This is a genomic window from Lachnoanaerobaculum orale (genome assembly GCF_003862485.1).
Lineage (GTDB): Bacteria > Bacillota > Clostridia > Lachnospirales > Lachnospiraceae > Lachnoanaerobaculum > Lachnoanaerobaculum orale.
The window spans coordinates 1,866,895-1,882,930 of sequence record NZ_RRCM01000001.1 but is presented as its reverse complement, the minus strand read 5'-3'; the positions used below and the strand labels follow the sequence as shown (position 1 = coordinate 1,882,930).

Sequence of the window (16,036 nt, the reverse complement as noted above, 5' to 3'; positions counted from 1 at the left end):
TTATTATAACGACTTTTTTGAAATAGGTCAACAGAAAATCAACTTTAGCTTCTATGAATTGAGTTTACCTGATGACGATCCTGTCTATACCCTAAAAAAAGTTATGGAGGATTTAAATTTTTCCGGACTGCTAGCCAATTGTTCGGATAAGGGAAGAACAGGGTACAACCCGATCATGATGTATGCAGTTATTACTTATGCAAATATGCGAGGAATACGTTCCATCGATCGTATTGTAGATTTATGTGAACGAGATATAGCTTTTATCTGGCTTACTAGGGGCAAAAAGCCTAAAAGAGATGCTTTCTATGAATTTAAAGGCAAGAAACTTACTTCAGACATTCTTGACGATTTAAACTATCAGTTTATGAGACGTTTACAAAAAGAAGGGCTTGTAACATTAAAAGAATTGTTTATTGATGGAACAAAAATAGAAGCAAATGCTAATCGTTATACTTTTGTATGGCGTGGAAGCATTAATTATCATCTTGCAGGTCTTTTGGATTCTATTGATAAGCTTTACTCGGACTATAATTCTTTTTTACAAGATAACGGATTTGGCGAGAAGTACGAGCTTGGAAATGCACAAATGTTTGTAATTGACGGAATTGATAAAGTTAGAGATATTATTGAAAAGAATAGAAAAAGAAAGATTACAAAACATAAAAAGTTATCTAATAACTGTATTATAGAGATTGATAACTGCTCGCCTCTTGAACTGCTTAAACTTCAGAAAAACCTTATGGCTATTGCTGACGGAGAAGGCATTGCATTTGTTAACGGAAAGGGCAAGAGAAAGTCGAAACTTCAACAACTATATGAAGAACTTGAACATTGTGGACAGCGATTAATGGGCTATAAAGAATGTTTTAAAATCATGGGGAAAGATAGAAACAGCTACTCCAAAACTGATTTGGAAGCAACCTTTATGCGAATGAAGGAAGATCATATGCTGAACGGGCAGCTAAAGCCGGCATACAATGTACAGATAGCAGTAGAGAATTATTTTATTGTACATGGTTATGTAAGTAATGATCGTACAGACTATAACACACTGATTCCTGTCCTTGAAAAACATAAGAAAGCATTTGGAGAAGTACTGGAAGAAGTGACAGCAGATAGCGGCTATTGTAGTGAGAAAAATCTATTATATCTGGAAGAGAATAAGATAGATAGTTATATAAAACTACAGGATCATGAAAAGCGAAAAACACGAGCATACAGTAAAGATATAGGTAAATACTACAACATGAAGACAACGGTATTTGAGGACGAGCAAGTCTATATCTGTCATGACGGTCGTGAACTGAGACATATCAACACAGAGAAGAAAAAACAGAACGGTTATACACAAACATATGAAGTATATGGATGTTTTGACTGTAGTGGATGTGAACATAAGCCTAAATGCCTGTATAAATATAATCCTGATAAAGATGTTGATAAGAATAAAGTAATGAAGATCAATGAAGTATGGGAAGAGCTTCGAGAGAAGTCACATGCTAATATACAGAGTGAAAAAGGAATTCTGAAACGACAGACACGCTCTATTCAAACAGAAGGTCATTTTGGAGATATTAAAGAGAATGAAGATTTCCGACGCTTTAACTATCGTTCTTCAGATAAGGTATATAAAGAATTTATGCTTTTTGCAATAGGAAGAAATATAAATAAATATCATCGTTTTCTCCATGCAAAACTAAAGAAATTTGAAGGGAAAATACAGGAGAAAACAGCATAAGAAAAAATGCAAAAGCAAAATTTATGCCAAGGGGATTTTATGCCCAAAAATAGACAGCATTATAGAAAAATAAAATATCCTGACAAAGTCACAAAGCAAAATGCCTTGTATTTGTCAGGATATTTTTGTTTAGTTCTGTGGGAAGTAGAAATGCTTATTTCCCGACAGCCCCTTTTAAATTATATCAATCATCGTCTTCATGTATAAGTTCGGTTGTCTGATTTTGCGGTGGGAATATTATAGAAAATACTATGAATCCGATAAACGCAAATACCAGTCCCGGGATAATTGCCTGACTGAAGTGAAAGCCGAATAGATAACCCTTTGAAATATGCTCAAGGTATACGACCACAATCGTTCCGCAAAGCAAAGAAGCGATGGTTCCGGCCTTAGACGCTTTAGGCCAGTAATGTCCGAGTACATATGGGAAGAAGGAGCCTGCCGCACGGAGTGTGAAACAGAACATCAATATGGATACGATACTCTGTGTATTAAAGAGTGCAATAAACATTGAAAGTACTCCTACTATAATCATAGTAATCTTGGTGACATTCATGACTTCAGTGCTGCTTGCCTTAGGTCTGATATATATTTTGTAAATATCGTTGGCAAATATTGAACCTGCTCCCAGAAGGTCCGAGTCGGAACTTGACATTGTGGCTGAAATAACACCTGAGAAGAGCAGACCGCAGATAATTGCAGGCATTGTACGAATTGCCAGGATAGGCAGAGCGTATCTTGCACCTACAGCTGCAAATTCACTGTCTGAGAATTTGCCCATATTTATAAGAGCCAGAACAATAATACCCAGTACTGTAGGAATAAAAGCGTAAACAAAGTTAATCAGTGCGGCAAGCCAAGCGCCCTGTTTTGCGGCGGTTTCATTTTTGGCCGCATAGAAACGGGACACGGCTTCCTGTCCTACGGAAAAGGTTCCGACATACATGATAACCAGTGAAATAATTCCGAACAGGTCGTATTTTGCAAAGATATTCATAGTCTCTTTAGGAACATTTGAAACAACAGCATTCCATCCGCCTGCATACCCAAGTGCAAAAGGTACTGCGGCAAGCATACCTAAGATAATCAAAAATACCTGTACAAAGTCTGTTAAGGTTACGCTCCAAAGACCTCCCATAATAGAATAGACGGTTACAACCACAGCCACTATAATAACCGAGACTTTGTAGCTGAGTCCGAGCATGGTGGAGAGAATAACTGAAGAAGCGATAAACTGTCCTGCAGTAAGTCCTACCAGCGGAAGCAACATGATAACAGCGGTTATAAGTCCCGACTCCTTACCGTATCTCCTGCGAAAATACTCCGGAACGGTTTTTACCGTGGCCGCACGGAATTTCGGAGCGACAAATGAGAGGATTACAAAGGCAAGTCCCATAGTGATAATATACCAGGCAGCGCTTAAACCGTAGCCGGACATACCGTTTTGTACTACTCCGAGAGAGCTGCCTCCTCCTATCTCGGTGGCTGCCAGAGTTCCCGCCATAAGCAGCGGACCGAGTCGCCTTCCTGCAACCATGAAATCAGTATTGCTGTTAATCTTGGTGGATGAGTACCATCCTATAAAGAGCATGGCAATCAAATAAACTACTACAACAGCTGTTACAATCCAATTTGCACCCATAAAATAACTCCTTTCTGTATTCAATTGTAGATACAACTTCCTTTACTTAGTATTCTAATAGAGAAATGATTGAAATACAAGCAAAAAAGACCATGCAAAAGTTAAACTTTCACATGGCCTTTGTTAAGTTTGATTATTTACCCTGCATTATCGGGTCTGTAGGGTCAAAGTGCTGTGAAGCAGGTATCGGCTGCTCGATAGCGTCTTTTTCTACAGGTCCCTTTGTAGAGTAGTCTGTGTATACGGTTACAGGTGTTCCCATAGGTGTGTTGTAGTAAACCCAAGCCGCATCACCTGCACGAAGTCTCAAACATCCGTCGGATCTTGCATCGTCCATATAGTTGTAGGTAGCAGGATCAAGTCTGTTTGAATCTCCCTTATCATAGTAGATAAGTGAGTGAATGATATATCCGTCCTTAAATCTTGAAAGGAACTGGCAATATACATTATCATGCATTATTTTCCATCTGTATTTTACATATGTCTTGAAGTTACCCTCAGGTGTGGCAGGTCCGTTGGTTGACATAAATGTCTTGAACGGAATGATATAACCGTTGTCGCCGTCTTTTGCCATTACATACATTGTCATGGTAGCCTTGTTGAACTTGATCTGATAAGAACTTTGAAGACCCATGATAGGCTCAAGATCCTTTACAACGGCACCTGTATTCTCGTCAAGATAGTACTTGTATCCGTCGATATACTGCCATCCCTTTTGCTTTGCACCGTCTTTGAAATAGTACTGGTCATTGTTGTAGAATGCCCATCCGGTATATGCGTTTGCTGATGAGTACTGAACCTGTCCGTCTGCGTCAAGGTATGTACCCTCATATACAGGAGCCTCCATAAGTACCTTTGTAGGCTCACTAAACTCTGTCTGCTTATCCCAAAGAGTAAGCTTAAGAGCTACGATATATCTGTCTGTGCCGATAGTACCGAGAGTCTGACCGTTCTTTGCCCAGTCAAGTACAGTACCGTCATTTAAAACAGCCTTATAGTAAAGGTCGCTTCTTACACCTGTGTAACCCTTTACTCTGATCTGAACCGCCTGAACCTTATTCTCAGGATCCGTATTGTTTTCATTCTCCTTTGAGTTCATCCAGTTTGACCAACCGGTCTTTATATTATAAGTTCTGAAATAATATCTGCCGATACCTGAGTGGTCTAAGAAAAGATTGTTGAAGCCGTCCTTAGAGTAAGCGTGAGCGCTTGTATTTGATTCCGCGGCGGATATATCCTGACCTGCAGCATTTCTTAAAACATAGTGAACCATCTGAGTTTCACCGAGTACAGGCTCAGGGTTTGTATTTCCGTTACCTACATTGCCAAATCCCGCATTGGCAACCACACTGTCAAGGTCCAAATTTTCCGGAACTGTAACATTGTTTACGGTAGACGGTATATGCTCATTAGGTGATGATACCTCACCTGTGCCGGCATTATTTGAAGTAGTATTTGATGTATCTGCACTTGTGCTCTCGGCAGCGGCAGTTGTTTCAGCTGATACTGAAGCTGTAACATTTCTTCTTATTGTTGTTTCCGCAAATGCGCTTGTTGCAAGTGATGAAGATATCATCAGTACAGATGCAAATGCGAGTGAAATTCTTTTTAAATGCATATTTCCTCCTAAAAAAGAACAAATTAGTAAAAATCACTACGAATGTGCATTATAACATATAAAAAGATTTTGTTCAATCGAATTTAATATTACAGAAATCTTTCATTGATTGACAAGTGTAATAAATACCCTTAGGAGTTATAGTTTATTTCTATAGCGGATTGCGGGATTTGGTTAAAATGAGTTATAATACTTTACAAATCGCTTATGGTTTAGGAGGAAATATGGATAAACTTTATTGCAAAGGGGGAGGTTGTACCGCAAAGCTGGGTGCAGGAATACTCAGCCATATACTTGAGAGATTGCCGTCACAAAATTTCGATAAAAATCTTATAGTGGGGTTTGATTCAAAGGACGATGCGGCGGTATATAAATTAAGCGATGATATAGCCTTTGTACAGACTTTGGATTTTTTTCCGCCTATGGTTGAAGACCCATATACCTTTGGACAGATAGCTGCTACAAATGCACTGAGTGATGTATATGCTATGGGAGGTGAGGTAAAGACCGCACTTAATATAGTATGTTTTCCGCAAAGCAGTGATTTGAATATACTTGGTGAGATAATGCGCGGTGGACTTGAAAAGGTAAAAGAGGCAGGCGGAGTTTTGGCAGGCGGTCATTCCATAGACGACACAGATGTAAAATACGGACTGAGCGTTACCGGGGTTGTAAATCCTAAGAAGATATATTCAAATAATACAGGCAAGGTGGGAGATAAGCTGATTTTCACAAAGAAGCTCGGAGTGGGAATCATTTGCACCGCTGCAAGAATAGGCGAGTGTGACGAAAAGACATTGAATGAGGCTATAGAGTCCATGACCACCTTGAATAAATATGCCTGTGAAGTCTCAAAAAATTATGATATCCATGCCTGCACAGATGTTACGGGATTCGGATTCTTAGGGCACCTTTTAGAGATGATGGATAATGATAAATCCTGTGTGATATATGCAGATAAAGTGCCTGTATTTGAAGAAGCAAAGGCGCTTGCAGATGAGTTTTTGATAACTGCAGGAGGTCAAAGAAACAGAAACCATGTAGGTGCAAAAGTGTTTTTTGACAATATCCCTTTTGCAATGGAAGAGATTTTATTCGATCCGCAGACCTCGGGAGGTCTTGTATTTGCAGTAAGTGCAGATGAGGCCGACTCTTTATTGGAAGAACTCAAAAATATAAATCTGCCGGCTTCAATAGTCGGAGAAATAACAGAAAAAACAAATGTAGCTATAAAAGTAGTGAAGTAGAAAAGAGGTAAATATGATAAAAGTAAATGCATTAGGTGACGCTTGTCCGATACCTGTAGTAAAGACAAAGAATGCTATCAAGGAACTTGGCGGCAGCGGAGTGGTAGAAGTAAGTGTAGACAATGAGATTGCCGTACAGAACTTAAACAAGATGGCAAAGCAAAAAAACTATGAATTCAGCTATGAAAAAAAGTCGGACAACGAGTACATTGTTACTATGGGTGTAAATGCCGACAGCAAAGCGGATACAAATATAAATGTATCAACTGCACAAAAGGATGAAATAAGTCTGAGAGAGACAATAGTTGTGATTGACTCCGATAAGATGGGAGACGGAGATGAGGAATTCAGTAAGACTCTTTTAAAGGGATTTATATATGCGTTAAGTTCACAGGATATTCCTCCTGCAAAGATAATATTCTATAACACAGGTGTCAGAATGACTACAGAGGGTTCACACAGTATTGAAGATTTGAAAGTACTTGCAAATGCCGGAGCAAAGATTTACTCATGCGGCGCCTGCTTAAATAACTACGGATTGACAGAAAAACTTTGTGTGGGAGAGGTCTCAAATATGTATGATATCGTAGGTTATCTGCTTAATGCCGACCTTGTATTGAGACCGTAATGATTTATTTTGACAATGCGGCTACCACATTCAAAAAACCGAAAGAAGTGATAGATGCTATAAACTATGCTTTGCTTAACTATACAAACAGTGGAAGAGGAGCATATAGAGCGGCACTTGACTCAGGCAGAATGGTATATGAAACCAGAGTCAAGCTGGCTGCTTTTTTTGGAAGCAACGACCCGTCAAAGGTTATATTTACATCCAATGCTACGGAAGCACTAAATATAACATTGTTCGGGCTACTTCATGCAAAAGATCATGTAATAAGTACAGTAACCGAACACAACAGTGTACTAAGACCTCTTTATAAGCTTGAAAGCAGTAAAGGCGTAAGCATTGACTTTGTGGGCATAGATGAATGTGGCAGATTAAAATATGATGAATTTGAAAAGTATATTCACCCGAATACAAAGGCAATAGTCGTCAATCACATATCAAATGTATCCGGTGAGATTGCGGATATAGAATATGTAGGTAAGGTTGCAAAAAAGCACAATATATATCTTATAGTTGACGCTTCACAGAGCGCGGGAAGTATTGATATAGATATGACCAAGCTCGGTATTGATATACTTTGCTTTACAGGTCATAAGTCACTGTTCGGACCGGGAGGCACAGGAGGCATAGTAATAAACGGAGATATCCTGCTTGATACTTTCAAGGTGGGAGGAAGCGGAGTGCAGTCATTTAATAAATGTCAGCCAAGTGAGTATCCTACCAGACTTGAGGCGGGTACATTAAATATTATGGGGATTGCAGGACTTTTAGCAGGTATTGAATTTATAAATAAGGTCGGCAAGGAAAATATCCGTAAAAAAGAAATGCGGCTTATAAAAAGATTCTATGAAGGAATAAAAGATATTGAAGGAATCAAGTTTTATTTTGATACAGATTCTTTAGAATGTGAGCCTGAAAATATAAGGCATGGAAGTATTGTATCCTTTAATCTTGGTAAAATACCTTCAGCAGACCTTGCAGACTGTCTGGGAGAGGACTATGACATTGCAATAAGGGCGGGTGCACACTGTGCTCCTTTGATTCATGAGGCCTTTAATACTAAAAAGGACGGTATAGCCAGATTCTCATTCTCATATTTCAATACCGAGGATGAAGTGGATGAGACGATAAAAGCGATAAAGGAGATAGCTTCAAGCTTTAGTTGATAGGGAAATAATAAAATGAGAGAGAAAAGTTGGAAATATATAGTCACATTTCAGACAACTACCGCCGCAATGGCGTTTGAGAGTCTGTGTTTACAAAAAGAAGTTCCGGGAAGGCTCATACCTGTTCCTAAGGAACTCTCGTCAGGTTGTGGACTTGCATGGTGTGTACCTTTTGAAGAGGCTGATATTGTGGATGAGCTGATAAAGAATGAGAAGCCTCAGTATGACAAGGCAAGCAAGGTATGGCATTAACCTAAAAAATATTGTGATTTTTAACAAACAGGAAATCTAAAAAATATTTAGGCACATATATAGTTAATAATATTTGTGTTGATTTTAACACTCAAAAATGGTATTATATAAAAAAGAAATAAACAAGAGCGAAGTTTTTTATACGAAATTATGTAAAGAAAGTTTTTTATTAGACAATCGAATCAAGATTAGTCTAAAATATAATAAGCACTTCACATTTGCGAGGTGCTTATATACTTTTTATCATAGTTTATTTTAGGGGAATTATTACAGATCCTTAGTATATTATCTCTGCGGAGGTATAAGATAAATAATATCTTTTTAAGGAGGATTATGAAATGAGTGTAAAGTCAAGTAGTCCGGATGTAAGTATCGAGAATATTTACAAGCTGGACGGTAGGGTTCCTGTTGCAAAGGCGATTCCTTTCGGTTTGCAGCATGTTATGGCAATGTTTGTTTCAAACTTGGCGCCGATAGCAATGGTGTGCGGAGTTGCAAAGCTGCTTGGAAGCGATCAGACGGGAATCGGCGGAGTGGAGCTTGCAAGACTTTTACAAAGTGCAATGTTTATTGCAGGTCTTGGAACACTGATACAGCTGTATCCGGTGTGGAGAGTGGGAGCGAAGCTTCCTGTAGTTATGGGTGTGAGTTTTACCTTTGTGGCGACTCTGACCTATATAGCCACGAATTTTAATTATCAAACGATGATAGGTGCGATAATAGTCGGCGGATGTGTGGAAGGTTGCTTGGGACTTACATATAAGTACTGGAAGAGAATAGTATCTCCGATAGTTTCGGCCTGTGTAGTTACCACTATAGGTTTTTCACTTCTCTCTGTAGGCGCAAGGAGCTTTGGAGGCGGATATGTGGATGACTTCGGAGCACCTAAGTATATGATAGTAGGTCTTATAACATTGCTTTCATGTATTATATTCAGCGCGCTGGCAAAGGGATTTGTAAAGCAGCTTAATGTAATGTTCGGTCTGGTAGTAGGATATATTACATCTTTTATAGTTGGAATAATTACTATTAAGCAACTGTTTGAACAGTTTTCTACGACTATAAACGAAGTAGGATTTATAGCATTGCCGAGAATACTTCCGTATAAGCCGGTGTTCAATATAAGCGCTATTTTATCAATAGTAGTTGTATTCTTTGTATCTGCAGCCGAGACAATCGGTGATACTACAGCTGTAGTGGCAGGAGGTCTTGACAGAGATATCACTGAAAAAGAGATTTCAGGTTCACTTGCATGTGATGGATTTTTGAGTTCGGTATCCGGACTTCTTGGATGTACACCTATAACATCATTCTCACAGAATGTAGGTCTTATCGCTATGACAAAGGTGGTAAACAGATTTACCATAATGTTCGGTGCATTGACACTTATATTGGCAGGACTTTTCCCGCCTATAGGTGCGTTCTTCTCAACATTGCCGCAGCCTGTACTTGGAGGTTGTACAATAATGATGTTCGGTACAATAGTGGTAAGCGGTATGAATATGATCGGCAAATGCGGATTCAACCAGAGAAATACAATCATTGCCGCACTTTCTATAAGTATAGGTATAGGATTTACACAGACACCTGATATATTCAACTATTTCCCTAAGATAATAGCTGATATATTTGCAGGAAACTCTGTTGCAGGTGTATTTGTGCTTTCAATGATTATGAATTTTATTTTACCTAAGGATATGGATGTAAAGAAATTGGCAGGGATGTAAATGATGATTTCATTAGTTGGTGGTGGTGGAAAGACCACCACCATGTTTTATATCGGTAACTTTTTTGCAAATACGGGGAAAAAGGTGATTATCACCACTTCCACCCATATAGTAAAACCTGAAAAATTTGCAGAGATAAAATCGGCAAAGGAACTTTGCAATATCTCATTTGGAGATGAGCCTGTAGTTGTAGGCATAGATGAGGGGAAAAAGCTTTCTTCACTGCCTTTATCCGAACTTGAGAAATTTAAAGATTATGCCGATATTGTTCTTGTCGAAGCGGACGGAGCAAAGAGGCTTCCGATAAAGATACCGAGAGAAGAAAACGAGCCTGTTATACCTGAAGGCAGCGATGTATGCATAGTATGTATGGGTATTGACGCTGTAGGTAAGACTTTAAAAGAAAAGTGCTTCAGATATGAGAGAGCATATGATATATTCGGATGGAAGGGGAACCATATACTGACCTGTGAGGACGCGGCAAGGATTTTGACAAGTAAATCCGCAGGTTTAAAGGGAGTTGGCGATGTAAGAACTGTCTTTGTTATAAATAAGGCGGACAGCGATACTGATTTGCAAAAAGCTTTGGAAGTAAAAAAATATACTGAATTTTATTGTAAAGAAAGCGGTCTAAAAAATTTCAGAGTTGCCATAACATCTTATGAAAGCAACAGAGAGTTTTGTGACTTTGATTTTTTGACTGAGGGAAAGTAAGATGGATAAGAAAGTTTGGATAAGAGGTGCCGGAGATCTGGCTACAGGTATAGGGGCAAAATTTTTCAGAGCGGGATTTGATGTGATAATGTCCGACATTGCCGTGCCTACTACAGTCAGAAGAACTGTGGCGTTCTCACCTGCTATATACGAGGGTGAGCAGATTGTGGAGGGTATAAAGGCAAAACTTTGTAAAGATATATCTGAAGTTGATACTATACTTAAGTCAAACTGTGTAGCTGTAATTGTGGATGAGAGCGGAGATATTATGAGGGAGTATAAGCCTGATATAATAATAGATGCCATTATAGCTAAGAAAAATGTCGGTACAAAGAAAAATGACGCTTCCATAGTAATAGGAGTAGGACCCGGATTTGAAGCGGATGTGGACTGCCATGCAGTAGTGGAAACCAAGCGTGGACATAATCTCGGAAGAGTTTTGTGGAAGGGAAGTGCTTATCCGAATACCGGAGTTCCGGGTAATATAGGAGGTTACACGGTAGAAAGAATAATAAGAGCGACTGCGGACGGTACTTTTAAGGCTGCAGTACATATAGGTGATACGGTAAAGTCAGGTGATTTGCTGGCTTACTGTGATGAAACTCCTATATATGCAAATATTGACGGAATAGTAAGAGGGCTTTTACAAGACGGTGTAATAGTAAAGAAAGGAATGAAATCGGGAGATGTAGATCCGAGAGCCGAAAGAGAGTACTGCTTTACGATTTCCGATAAGGCAAGTGCTGTAGGCGGCGGAGTATTGGAAGCTGTATTAAGCTTGTTAAACCCAAGGGTGAACTGATGGATTTGGTCATTTTAGCTGCAGGTGAGGGTAAGAGATTCGGCGGCAATAAGCTTTTGGCAGATATAGACGGATTAAAGCTGTATTAGTATATGGAAAAGATATATGAAAGTGCATACAACTTTGAGAATAAAGTTATAGTAAGTGGAGACAGTGATATACTTAAATACTATAAGTCGAAAGGATTTATTGACATTATCAATAATAAACCGGAGCTTGGCAAGTCAAGATCTATAAAGCTGGCGGTTAAAGCATTAAAAGAAATCAAGCATTCAGAGAGTGTGATGTTCGGAGTATGTGACCAGCCGCTTTTAAACCCTGTAACCGTCAATAAGCTGATAAATGAGTTTCAAAGTTCAAATAAAAGCATATGCAGTGTCAGATGTAAGGAAAGGCTTGGGAATCCGTGTATATTTTCGGCCAACCGGTTTGATGAATTACTTTCCTTAGGCGATGATGAAGGCGGTAAAAAAATAATCAAAAAACATATGGATGAAACCTTATTTGTGGATATAGAGGATGCTGATGAACTTTTAGATATTGATACAAGGGAAGTGTATCGATATGTTTTAGATAAAATTTACAAAACAAGTTGATGAAAGTAAGAAAAAGACACTGAAAATTCATTGAATATATCAATAAGTAAATATATATAATTATGCAATATTACAGAAAGTATTTGACTTATACGGAGATAGATGTTACTATATACATAAGTATTGACTTAAGTTTAATATTTACTTGAATATAAGACAATAATGACTGTTTAATAATATTTTAGTATAGGACTTATATATGCTCATAATCGGGTGAGCGTCTCTACCAATTACCGTAATAATTGACTATAAGCCCACTGACATTGTGGGATTAGTGAGGTGTTTCCATACACAATGTTGGACACCTCACTTTTATTTAGGGGGAAAAGTGATAGTTAAGGGGAATTTGATAGATTGTACCGATAAGTGTACAATCCGTATAAGAGAAAAAAGTTGTATATTGATTAAGAATAATGTTATATTTAATGTATATTCAGAGAATATGCTTCCTGAACTCCTTAAAGATGAGAAAGTTGTGGACTATAAAGATGCTCTGATTTTTCCGGGGCTTGTAGATATGCATTTGCATGCGCCGCAGTTTCCTTTCAGAGGACTTGGAACTGATATGGAGTTGCTTGATTGGCTGAATACATATACATTTCCGGAGGAAGCAAAATATAAGAATATAGATTATGCAAAAAAAGCTTATACAAAATTTGTAGAATCACTTAAAAAGAGCTTTACCACAAGGGCAATTATATTTGCAACACTACATAAAGAAGCGACAATACTACTTATGGATTTGCTTGAAGAAAGCGGGTTGAAATGTTTTGTAGGTAAGGTAAATATGGACAGAAACTCACCCGAAAGTCTTATTGAGAGTACGGATGAATCTGTAGAGGCTACAAAGGATTGGCTTGATATTTGCAAAGGAAGGTATAAAAATACATTCCCTATAATCACGCCGAGGTTTATACCGAGCTGTAGTGATAAACTCTTAAAAGAGCTTGGCAAGATACGAGGAAGCGAGTACGGACTTCAATCACACTTATCCGAAAATCCCAAGGAGTTGGAGTGGGTGAAAGAGCTTTGCCCTGATTCTTTCGGGTATCTTGATGCCTATGACAAAAGGGAGTGTCTACATAAGAGCAGGTTCCCTGCGGTTATGGCACACTGTGTGTACTCCGATGAGTCTGAAATGAAGCTTTTAAAAGACAGAGATGTTTTTGTGGCACACTGTCCGCAGTCAAATATATGCCTTTCATCAGGTATAGCGCCTGTCAGAAAGTTTTTAGACAACGGTATAAAGGTGGGACTTGGAAGTGATATTGCGGCGGGGTATTCACTGAATATACTTAATCAAGCTGTTGAAGCAATAGGGCTTTCAAAGCTCTATTGGAGATATATAGATAAAAATTCGAGACCTTTGGAATTTGCGGAAGTCTTTTCCATGGCTACAAGAGTTGCAGGGTCTTATTTCGGAAAGGTAGGTGCATTGGAAAAAGGATTTGAAGCTGATTTATTGGTTGTAGATGACAGCGCATTGAATGAAGGCATAGATGATATAAGAAAGAGAGTTGAAAGATTTTTATATTTGTCGGATGAATGTTCTTTGGTAGCCAAATATGTATCCGGAGAACAAATTTTATAATAGAGAGGAATGAATATGGAGGTTGGAAAGAGTATTGTCAGAGTGGATGCATTTGACAAGGTCACAGGTAGAACAAAGTATACTGACGATTTATGTGACGCAAGTGCATATGTGGCAAAGATTTTACATTCTACGATAGCTCATGGTAGAGTGCTTTCAATTGATACCACAGAGGCTGAAAAAATTGAAGGTGTTGTAAAGGTTGTTACCTGTTTTGATTTGGGAGAGTATAAAAACTACTTCCCTACAGCAGGACATCCATGGTCTACAGACCCGGGTCATCAGGATGTGGCGGACAGACTTTTGCTTACAGATGAAGTCAAATTCTACGGCGATGATATTGCCGCAGTCGTAGCTGAAAATGAAGTGGCTGCAAATCAGGCAATCAGAGCACTGAAGGTGGAATATGAGGAGTATCCGGTAGTTACGGATGTACTTGAGGCTATAAAGGACGGAGCACCGCAGATACACAAAAATTATCCCAACAATATTTTGAAGCATACAAGTATCAGCAAGGGAAACTACGCGGAAGCTATAAAAGAAGAGGGGCTTACGGTAGTTGACAGATGGTATGAGACTCCGACCGTACAGCATTGCCATATTGAAAACTTTATCTGCTATGCTTATGCTGAAGGCAAAAGAGTTACGGTAGTTGCATCCACACAGATTCCGCATATCGGAAGGAGAGTTGTAGGACAGGCTCTAGGTATTCCGTGGGGAGATGTAAGAATAGTAAAACCGTATATAGGCGGCGGATTCGGTAACAAACAGGATATTTTGTACGAGCCGCTTTGTGCATTCCTTTCACTGAAGGTTGGCGGACATCTTGTAAAGCTTGATTGCAGCAGAGAAGAGACCTTTGTTGCAAACAGAGTAAGACATGGAATCAAGTTCCACATAATTTCTCATTTAAGAAAAGACGGCACATACGCAGCCAGAAAGATAGAAATATTCTCAAATCAGGGAGGATATGCTTCACACGGACATTCAATAGCGGCTAAGGGACTTGGATGTTTCCCGCAGCTTTATCCATGTGACAATATAGAGGGTGATGCATACACCGTATTTACAAACAGACCTGTAGCCGGAGCCATGAGAGGATACGGAATACCACAGGCAATGTTTGCGGTAGAATCACATACGGAGGATGTTGCAAAGATAATGGGCATACCTTCTATCGAGTTCAGACTTAAGAACCTTATGCCTGTAGGATTTAAAGACGGATTCTCAAAAAATGTCAACTACTACGATACGTTCAGACAGTGTATCGAAAAGGCTAAGGCTTATATGGACTATGACAATAAGCTCAAAGAATATTCAAATCAGACAGGAAGAATCAGAAAAGGCGTCGGAATGGCCGTGTTCTGGTATAATACGGCGGTTTGGCCTATTTCACTTGAGTCTTCATCATCAAGGCTTGTACTCAATCAGGACGGTTCCGTATCACTTCAGCTTGGTGAAACCGAAATCGGACAGGGCGCCGATACCGCATTTTCACAGATGGCGGCAGAAGCAATCGGAATCAGAGTGGAGGATGTACATGTTGTATCATGTCAGGATACTGATGTTACTCCTTTCGGTACAGGTGCATATGCTTCAAGACAGACCTATGTCGGCGGATTTTCTATAGCAAAGACTGCAGGACTTTTAAAGAAAAAGATTCTTGACTACGCATATATTCTTACAAACATGCCGCCTGAAATCACAGATATCAAAAACGGCATGATAGTAAGAACCACAGACAATATGGAGCTTATTTCACTTAAGGATCTGGCAACCGAGGCACTCTATTCAACAAGTGACAGCAGACATATAACAGCTGAGGCTACAGCACAGATAAAATCAAATGCTTATTCATTCGGATGCTGCTTTGCAGAGGTGGAAGTGGATATTGATATGTGCAAGGCGAAGCTTGTAAAGATAATCAATGTACACGACTGCGGTAAGCTTATAAATCCGGCTCTGGCAAAAGCACAGGTAGAAGGCGGTATGAGCATGGGTATAGGATATGCGCTTTCCGAAATACAGCTTGTAGATGAGAAGACAGGTAAAGTGCTCAATGATAATTTCCTTGATTATAAATTATCAACCGCCATGGATCATCCTCATCTTGAGACTGCATTTGTGGAAAATCCTGAGCCTACTTCACCGTTCGGAACGAAGTCTTTGGGCGAGCCGCCTGTATGTCCGGTAGCGCCTGCCATAAGAAATGCCGTTATGCAGGCTACAGGAGTGGGAGTAAATGAGATTCCGCTTCGTCCGGCAAAATTGTTTGAATATTTTGATAAAGCAGGTTTACTTAAGTAGGAGGA

General features: G+C 39.2%; 14 protein-coding genes and 1 riboswitch. Of the genes, 12 read left to right on the top strand and 2 right to left on the bottom strand.

Features of this window, described 5'->3' with window-relative positions:
* Positions 1–1,741: IS1182 family transposase (locus tag EHW90_RS09005; protein ID WP_243113949.1), on the top strand; the 1,741-nt coding region annotated here is incomplete at its 5' end.
* A gap of 184 nt (positions 1,742–1,925) precedes the next feature.
* Here the strand turns inward: EHW90_RS09005 and EHW90_RS09000 are convergent.
* Together EHW90_RS09000 and EHW90_RS08995 are read right to left on the bottom strand one after the other, a co-directional pair.
* The gene (locus tag EHW90_RS09000; protein WP_124952428.1) at positions 1,926–3,383 is read right to left on the bottom strand and encodes a sodium:solute symporter family protein; all 1,458 of its coding nucleotides are present in this window, start codon (positions 3,381–3,383) and stop codon (positions 1,926–1,928) included.
* A 133-nt stretch (positions 3,384–3,516) separates the two neighbouring features.
* Positions 3,517–5,001, bottom strand: a complete 1,485-nt coding sequence (locus EHW90_RS08995) for a L,D-transpeptidase family protein (protein WP_060930133.1) — start codon at positions 4,999–5,001, stop codon at positions 3,517–3,519.
* 224 nt (positions 5,002–5,225) lie between these two features.
* On the opposite strand from EHW90_RS08995, the gene selD reads away from it, so the two are divergent.
* The 11 genes from selD to xdhA all read left to right on the top strand — a co-directional run bounded on the left by selD (position 5,226) and on the right by xdhA (position 16,031).
* Positions 5,226–6,248: a selenide, water dikinase SelD gene (gene selD, locus EHW90_RS08990; RefSeq protein ID WP_124952427.1), complete on the top strand. Its 1,023-nt coding sequence runs from the start codon at positions 5,226–5,228 to the stop codon at positions 6,246–6,248.
* Between the two features lie 13 nt (positions 6,249–6,261).
* Positions 6,262–6,876 (top strand): sulfurtransferase-like selenium metabolism protein YedF, encoded by a 615-nt coding sequence (yedF, locus tag EHW90_RS08985; RefSeq protein ID WP_124952426.1) that lies wholly within the window; start codon positions 6,262–6,264, stop codon positions 6,874–6,876.
* Positions 6,876–8,042 carry an aminotransferase class V-fold PLP-dependent enzyme gene (locus tag EHW90_RS08980; protein ID WP_124952425.1) on the top strand — a complete coding sequence of 389 codons (1,167 nt, stop codon included), beginning with the start codon at positions 6,876–6,878 and terminating at the stop codon, positions 8,040–8,042. The genes yedF and EHW90_RS08980 overlap by 1 nt, the downstream gene beginning before the upstream one ends.
* A 15-nt stretch (positions 8,043–8,057) precedes the next feature.
* Positions 8,058–8,294, top strand: coding sequence for a DUF3343 domain-containing protein (locus EHW90_RS08975; protein ID WP_124952424.1), 237 nt, complete (start codon positions 8,058–8,060; stop codon positions 8,292–8,294).
* Between the two features lie 338 nt (positions 8,295–8,632).
* The gene (locus tag EHW90_RS08970) at positions 8,633–10,021 is read left to right on the top strand and encodes a uracil-xanthine permease family protein (RefSeq protein WP_124952423.1); all 1,389 of its coding nucleotides are present in this window, start codon (positions 8,633–8,635) and stop codon (positions 10,019–10,021) included.
* Positions 10,022–10,735, top strand: a complete 714-nt coding sequence (gene yqeC, locus EHW90_RS08965; RefSeq protein ID WP_124952422.1) for a selenium cofactor biosynthesis protein YqeC — start codon at positions 10,022–10,024, stop codon at positions 10,733–10,735.
* 1 nt (position 10,736) lies between these two features.
* Positions 10,737–11,537, top strand: a complete 801-nt coding sequence (gene yqeB, locus EHW90_RS08960; RefSeq protein ID WP_009444585.1) for a selenium-dependent molybdenum cofactor biosynthesis protein YqeB — start codon at positions 10,737–10,739, stop codon at positions 11,535–11,537.
* Positions 11,537–11,626 (top strand): NTP transferase domain-containing protein, encoded by a 90-nt coding sequence (locus tag EHW90_RS13510; protein WP_243113948.1) that lies wholly within the window; start codon positions 11,537–11,539, stop codon positions 11,624–11,626. The genes yqeB and EHW90_RS13510 overlap by 1 nt, the downstream gene beginning before the upstream one ends.
* 3 nt (positions 11,627–11,629) lie before the next feature.
* A complete protein-coding gene (locus EHW90_RS08955; RefSeq protein WP_243113947.1) occupies positions 11,630–12,133 on the top strand; it encodes a nucleotidyltransferase family protein in 504 nt (167 codons plus the stop codon).
* A 173-nt stretch (positions 12,134–12,306) separates the two neighbouring features.
* A riboswitch (purine riboswitch) is annotated at positions 12,307–12,402 on the top strand.
* 59 nt (positions 12,403–12,461) lie between these two features.
* On the top strand, positions 12,462–13,724 hold the full coding sequence (locus EHW90_RS08950) for an amidohydrolase family protein (protein WP_124952421.1): 1,263 nt from the start codon (positions 12,462–12,464) through the stop codon (positions 13,722–13,724).
* A gap of 15 nt (positions 13,725–13,739) precedes the next feature.
* Positions 13,740–16,031, top strand: a complete 2,292-nt coding sequence (gene xdhA, locus EHW90_RS08945) for a xanthine dehydrogenase subunit XdhA (RefSeq protein WP_124952420.1) — start codon at positions 13,740–13,742, stop codon at positions 16,029–16,031.
* The last annotated feature ends 5 nt before the right edge of the window (positions 16,032–16,036 follow it).

What these genes read in the sequence shown, in the direction of transcription:
- EHW90_RS08970 (WP_124952423.1), top strand. Translation starts at nt 8,633, where the DNA reads ATGAGTGTAAAGTCAAGTAGTCCGGATGTAAGTATCGAGAATATTTAC.
- EHW90_RS08975 (WP_124952424.1), top strand. Translation starts at nt 8,058, where the DNA reads ATGAGAGAGAAAAGTTGGAAATATATAGTCACATTTCAGACAACTACC.
- EHW90_RS08980 (WP_124952425.1), top strand. Translation starts at nt 6,876, where the DNA reads ATGATTTATTTTGACAATGCGGCTACCACATTCAAAAAACCGAAAGAA.
- EHW90_RS08995 (WP_060930133.1), bottom strand. Translation starts at nt 5,001, where the DNA reads ATGCATTTAAAAAGAATTTCACTCGCATTTGCATCTGTACTGATGATA.
- selD (WP_124952427.1), top strand. Translation starts at nt 5,226, where the DNA reads ATGGATAAACTTTATTGCAAAGGGGGAGGTTGTACCGCAAAGCTGGGT.
- xdhA (WP_124952420.1), top strand. Translation starts at nt 13,740, where the DNA reads ATGGAGGTTGGAAAGAGTATTGTCAGAGTGGATGCATTTGACAAGGTC.
- EHW90_RS09000 (WP_124952428.1), bottom strand. Translation starts at nt 3,383, where the DNA reads ATGGGTGCAAATTGGATTGTAACAGCTGTTGTAGTAGTTTATTTGATT.
- yqeC (WP_124952422.1), top strand. Translation starts at nt 10,022, where the DNA reads ATGATGATTTCATTAGTTGGTGGTGGTGGAAAGACCACCACCATGTTT.
- yedF (WP_124952426.1), top strand. Translation starts at nt 6,262, where the DNA reads ATGATAAAAGTAAATGCATTAGGTGACGCTTGTCCGATACCTGTAGTA.
- yqeB (WP_009444585.1), top strand. Translation starts at nt 10,737, where the DNA reads ATGGATAAGAAAGTTTGGATAAGAGGTGCCGGAGATCTGGCTACAGGT.
- EHW90_RS13510 (WP_243113948.1), top strand. Translation starts at nt 11,537, where the DNA reads ATGGATTTGGTCATTTTAGCTGCAGGTGAGGGTAAGAGATTCGGCGGC.
- EHW90_RS08955 (WP_243113947.1), top strand. Translation starts at nt 11,630, where the DNA reads ATGGAAAAGATATATGAAAGTGCATACAACTTTGAGAATAAAGTTATA.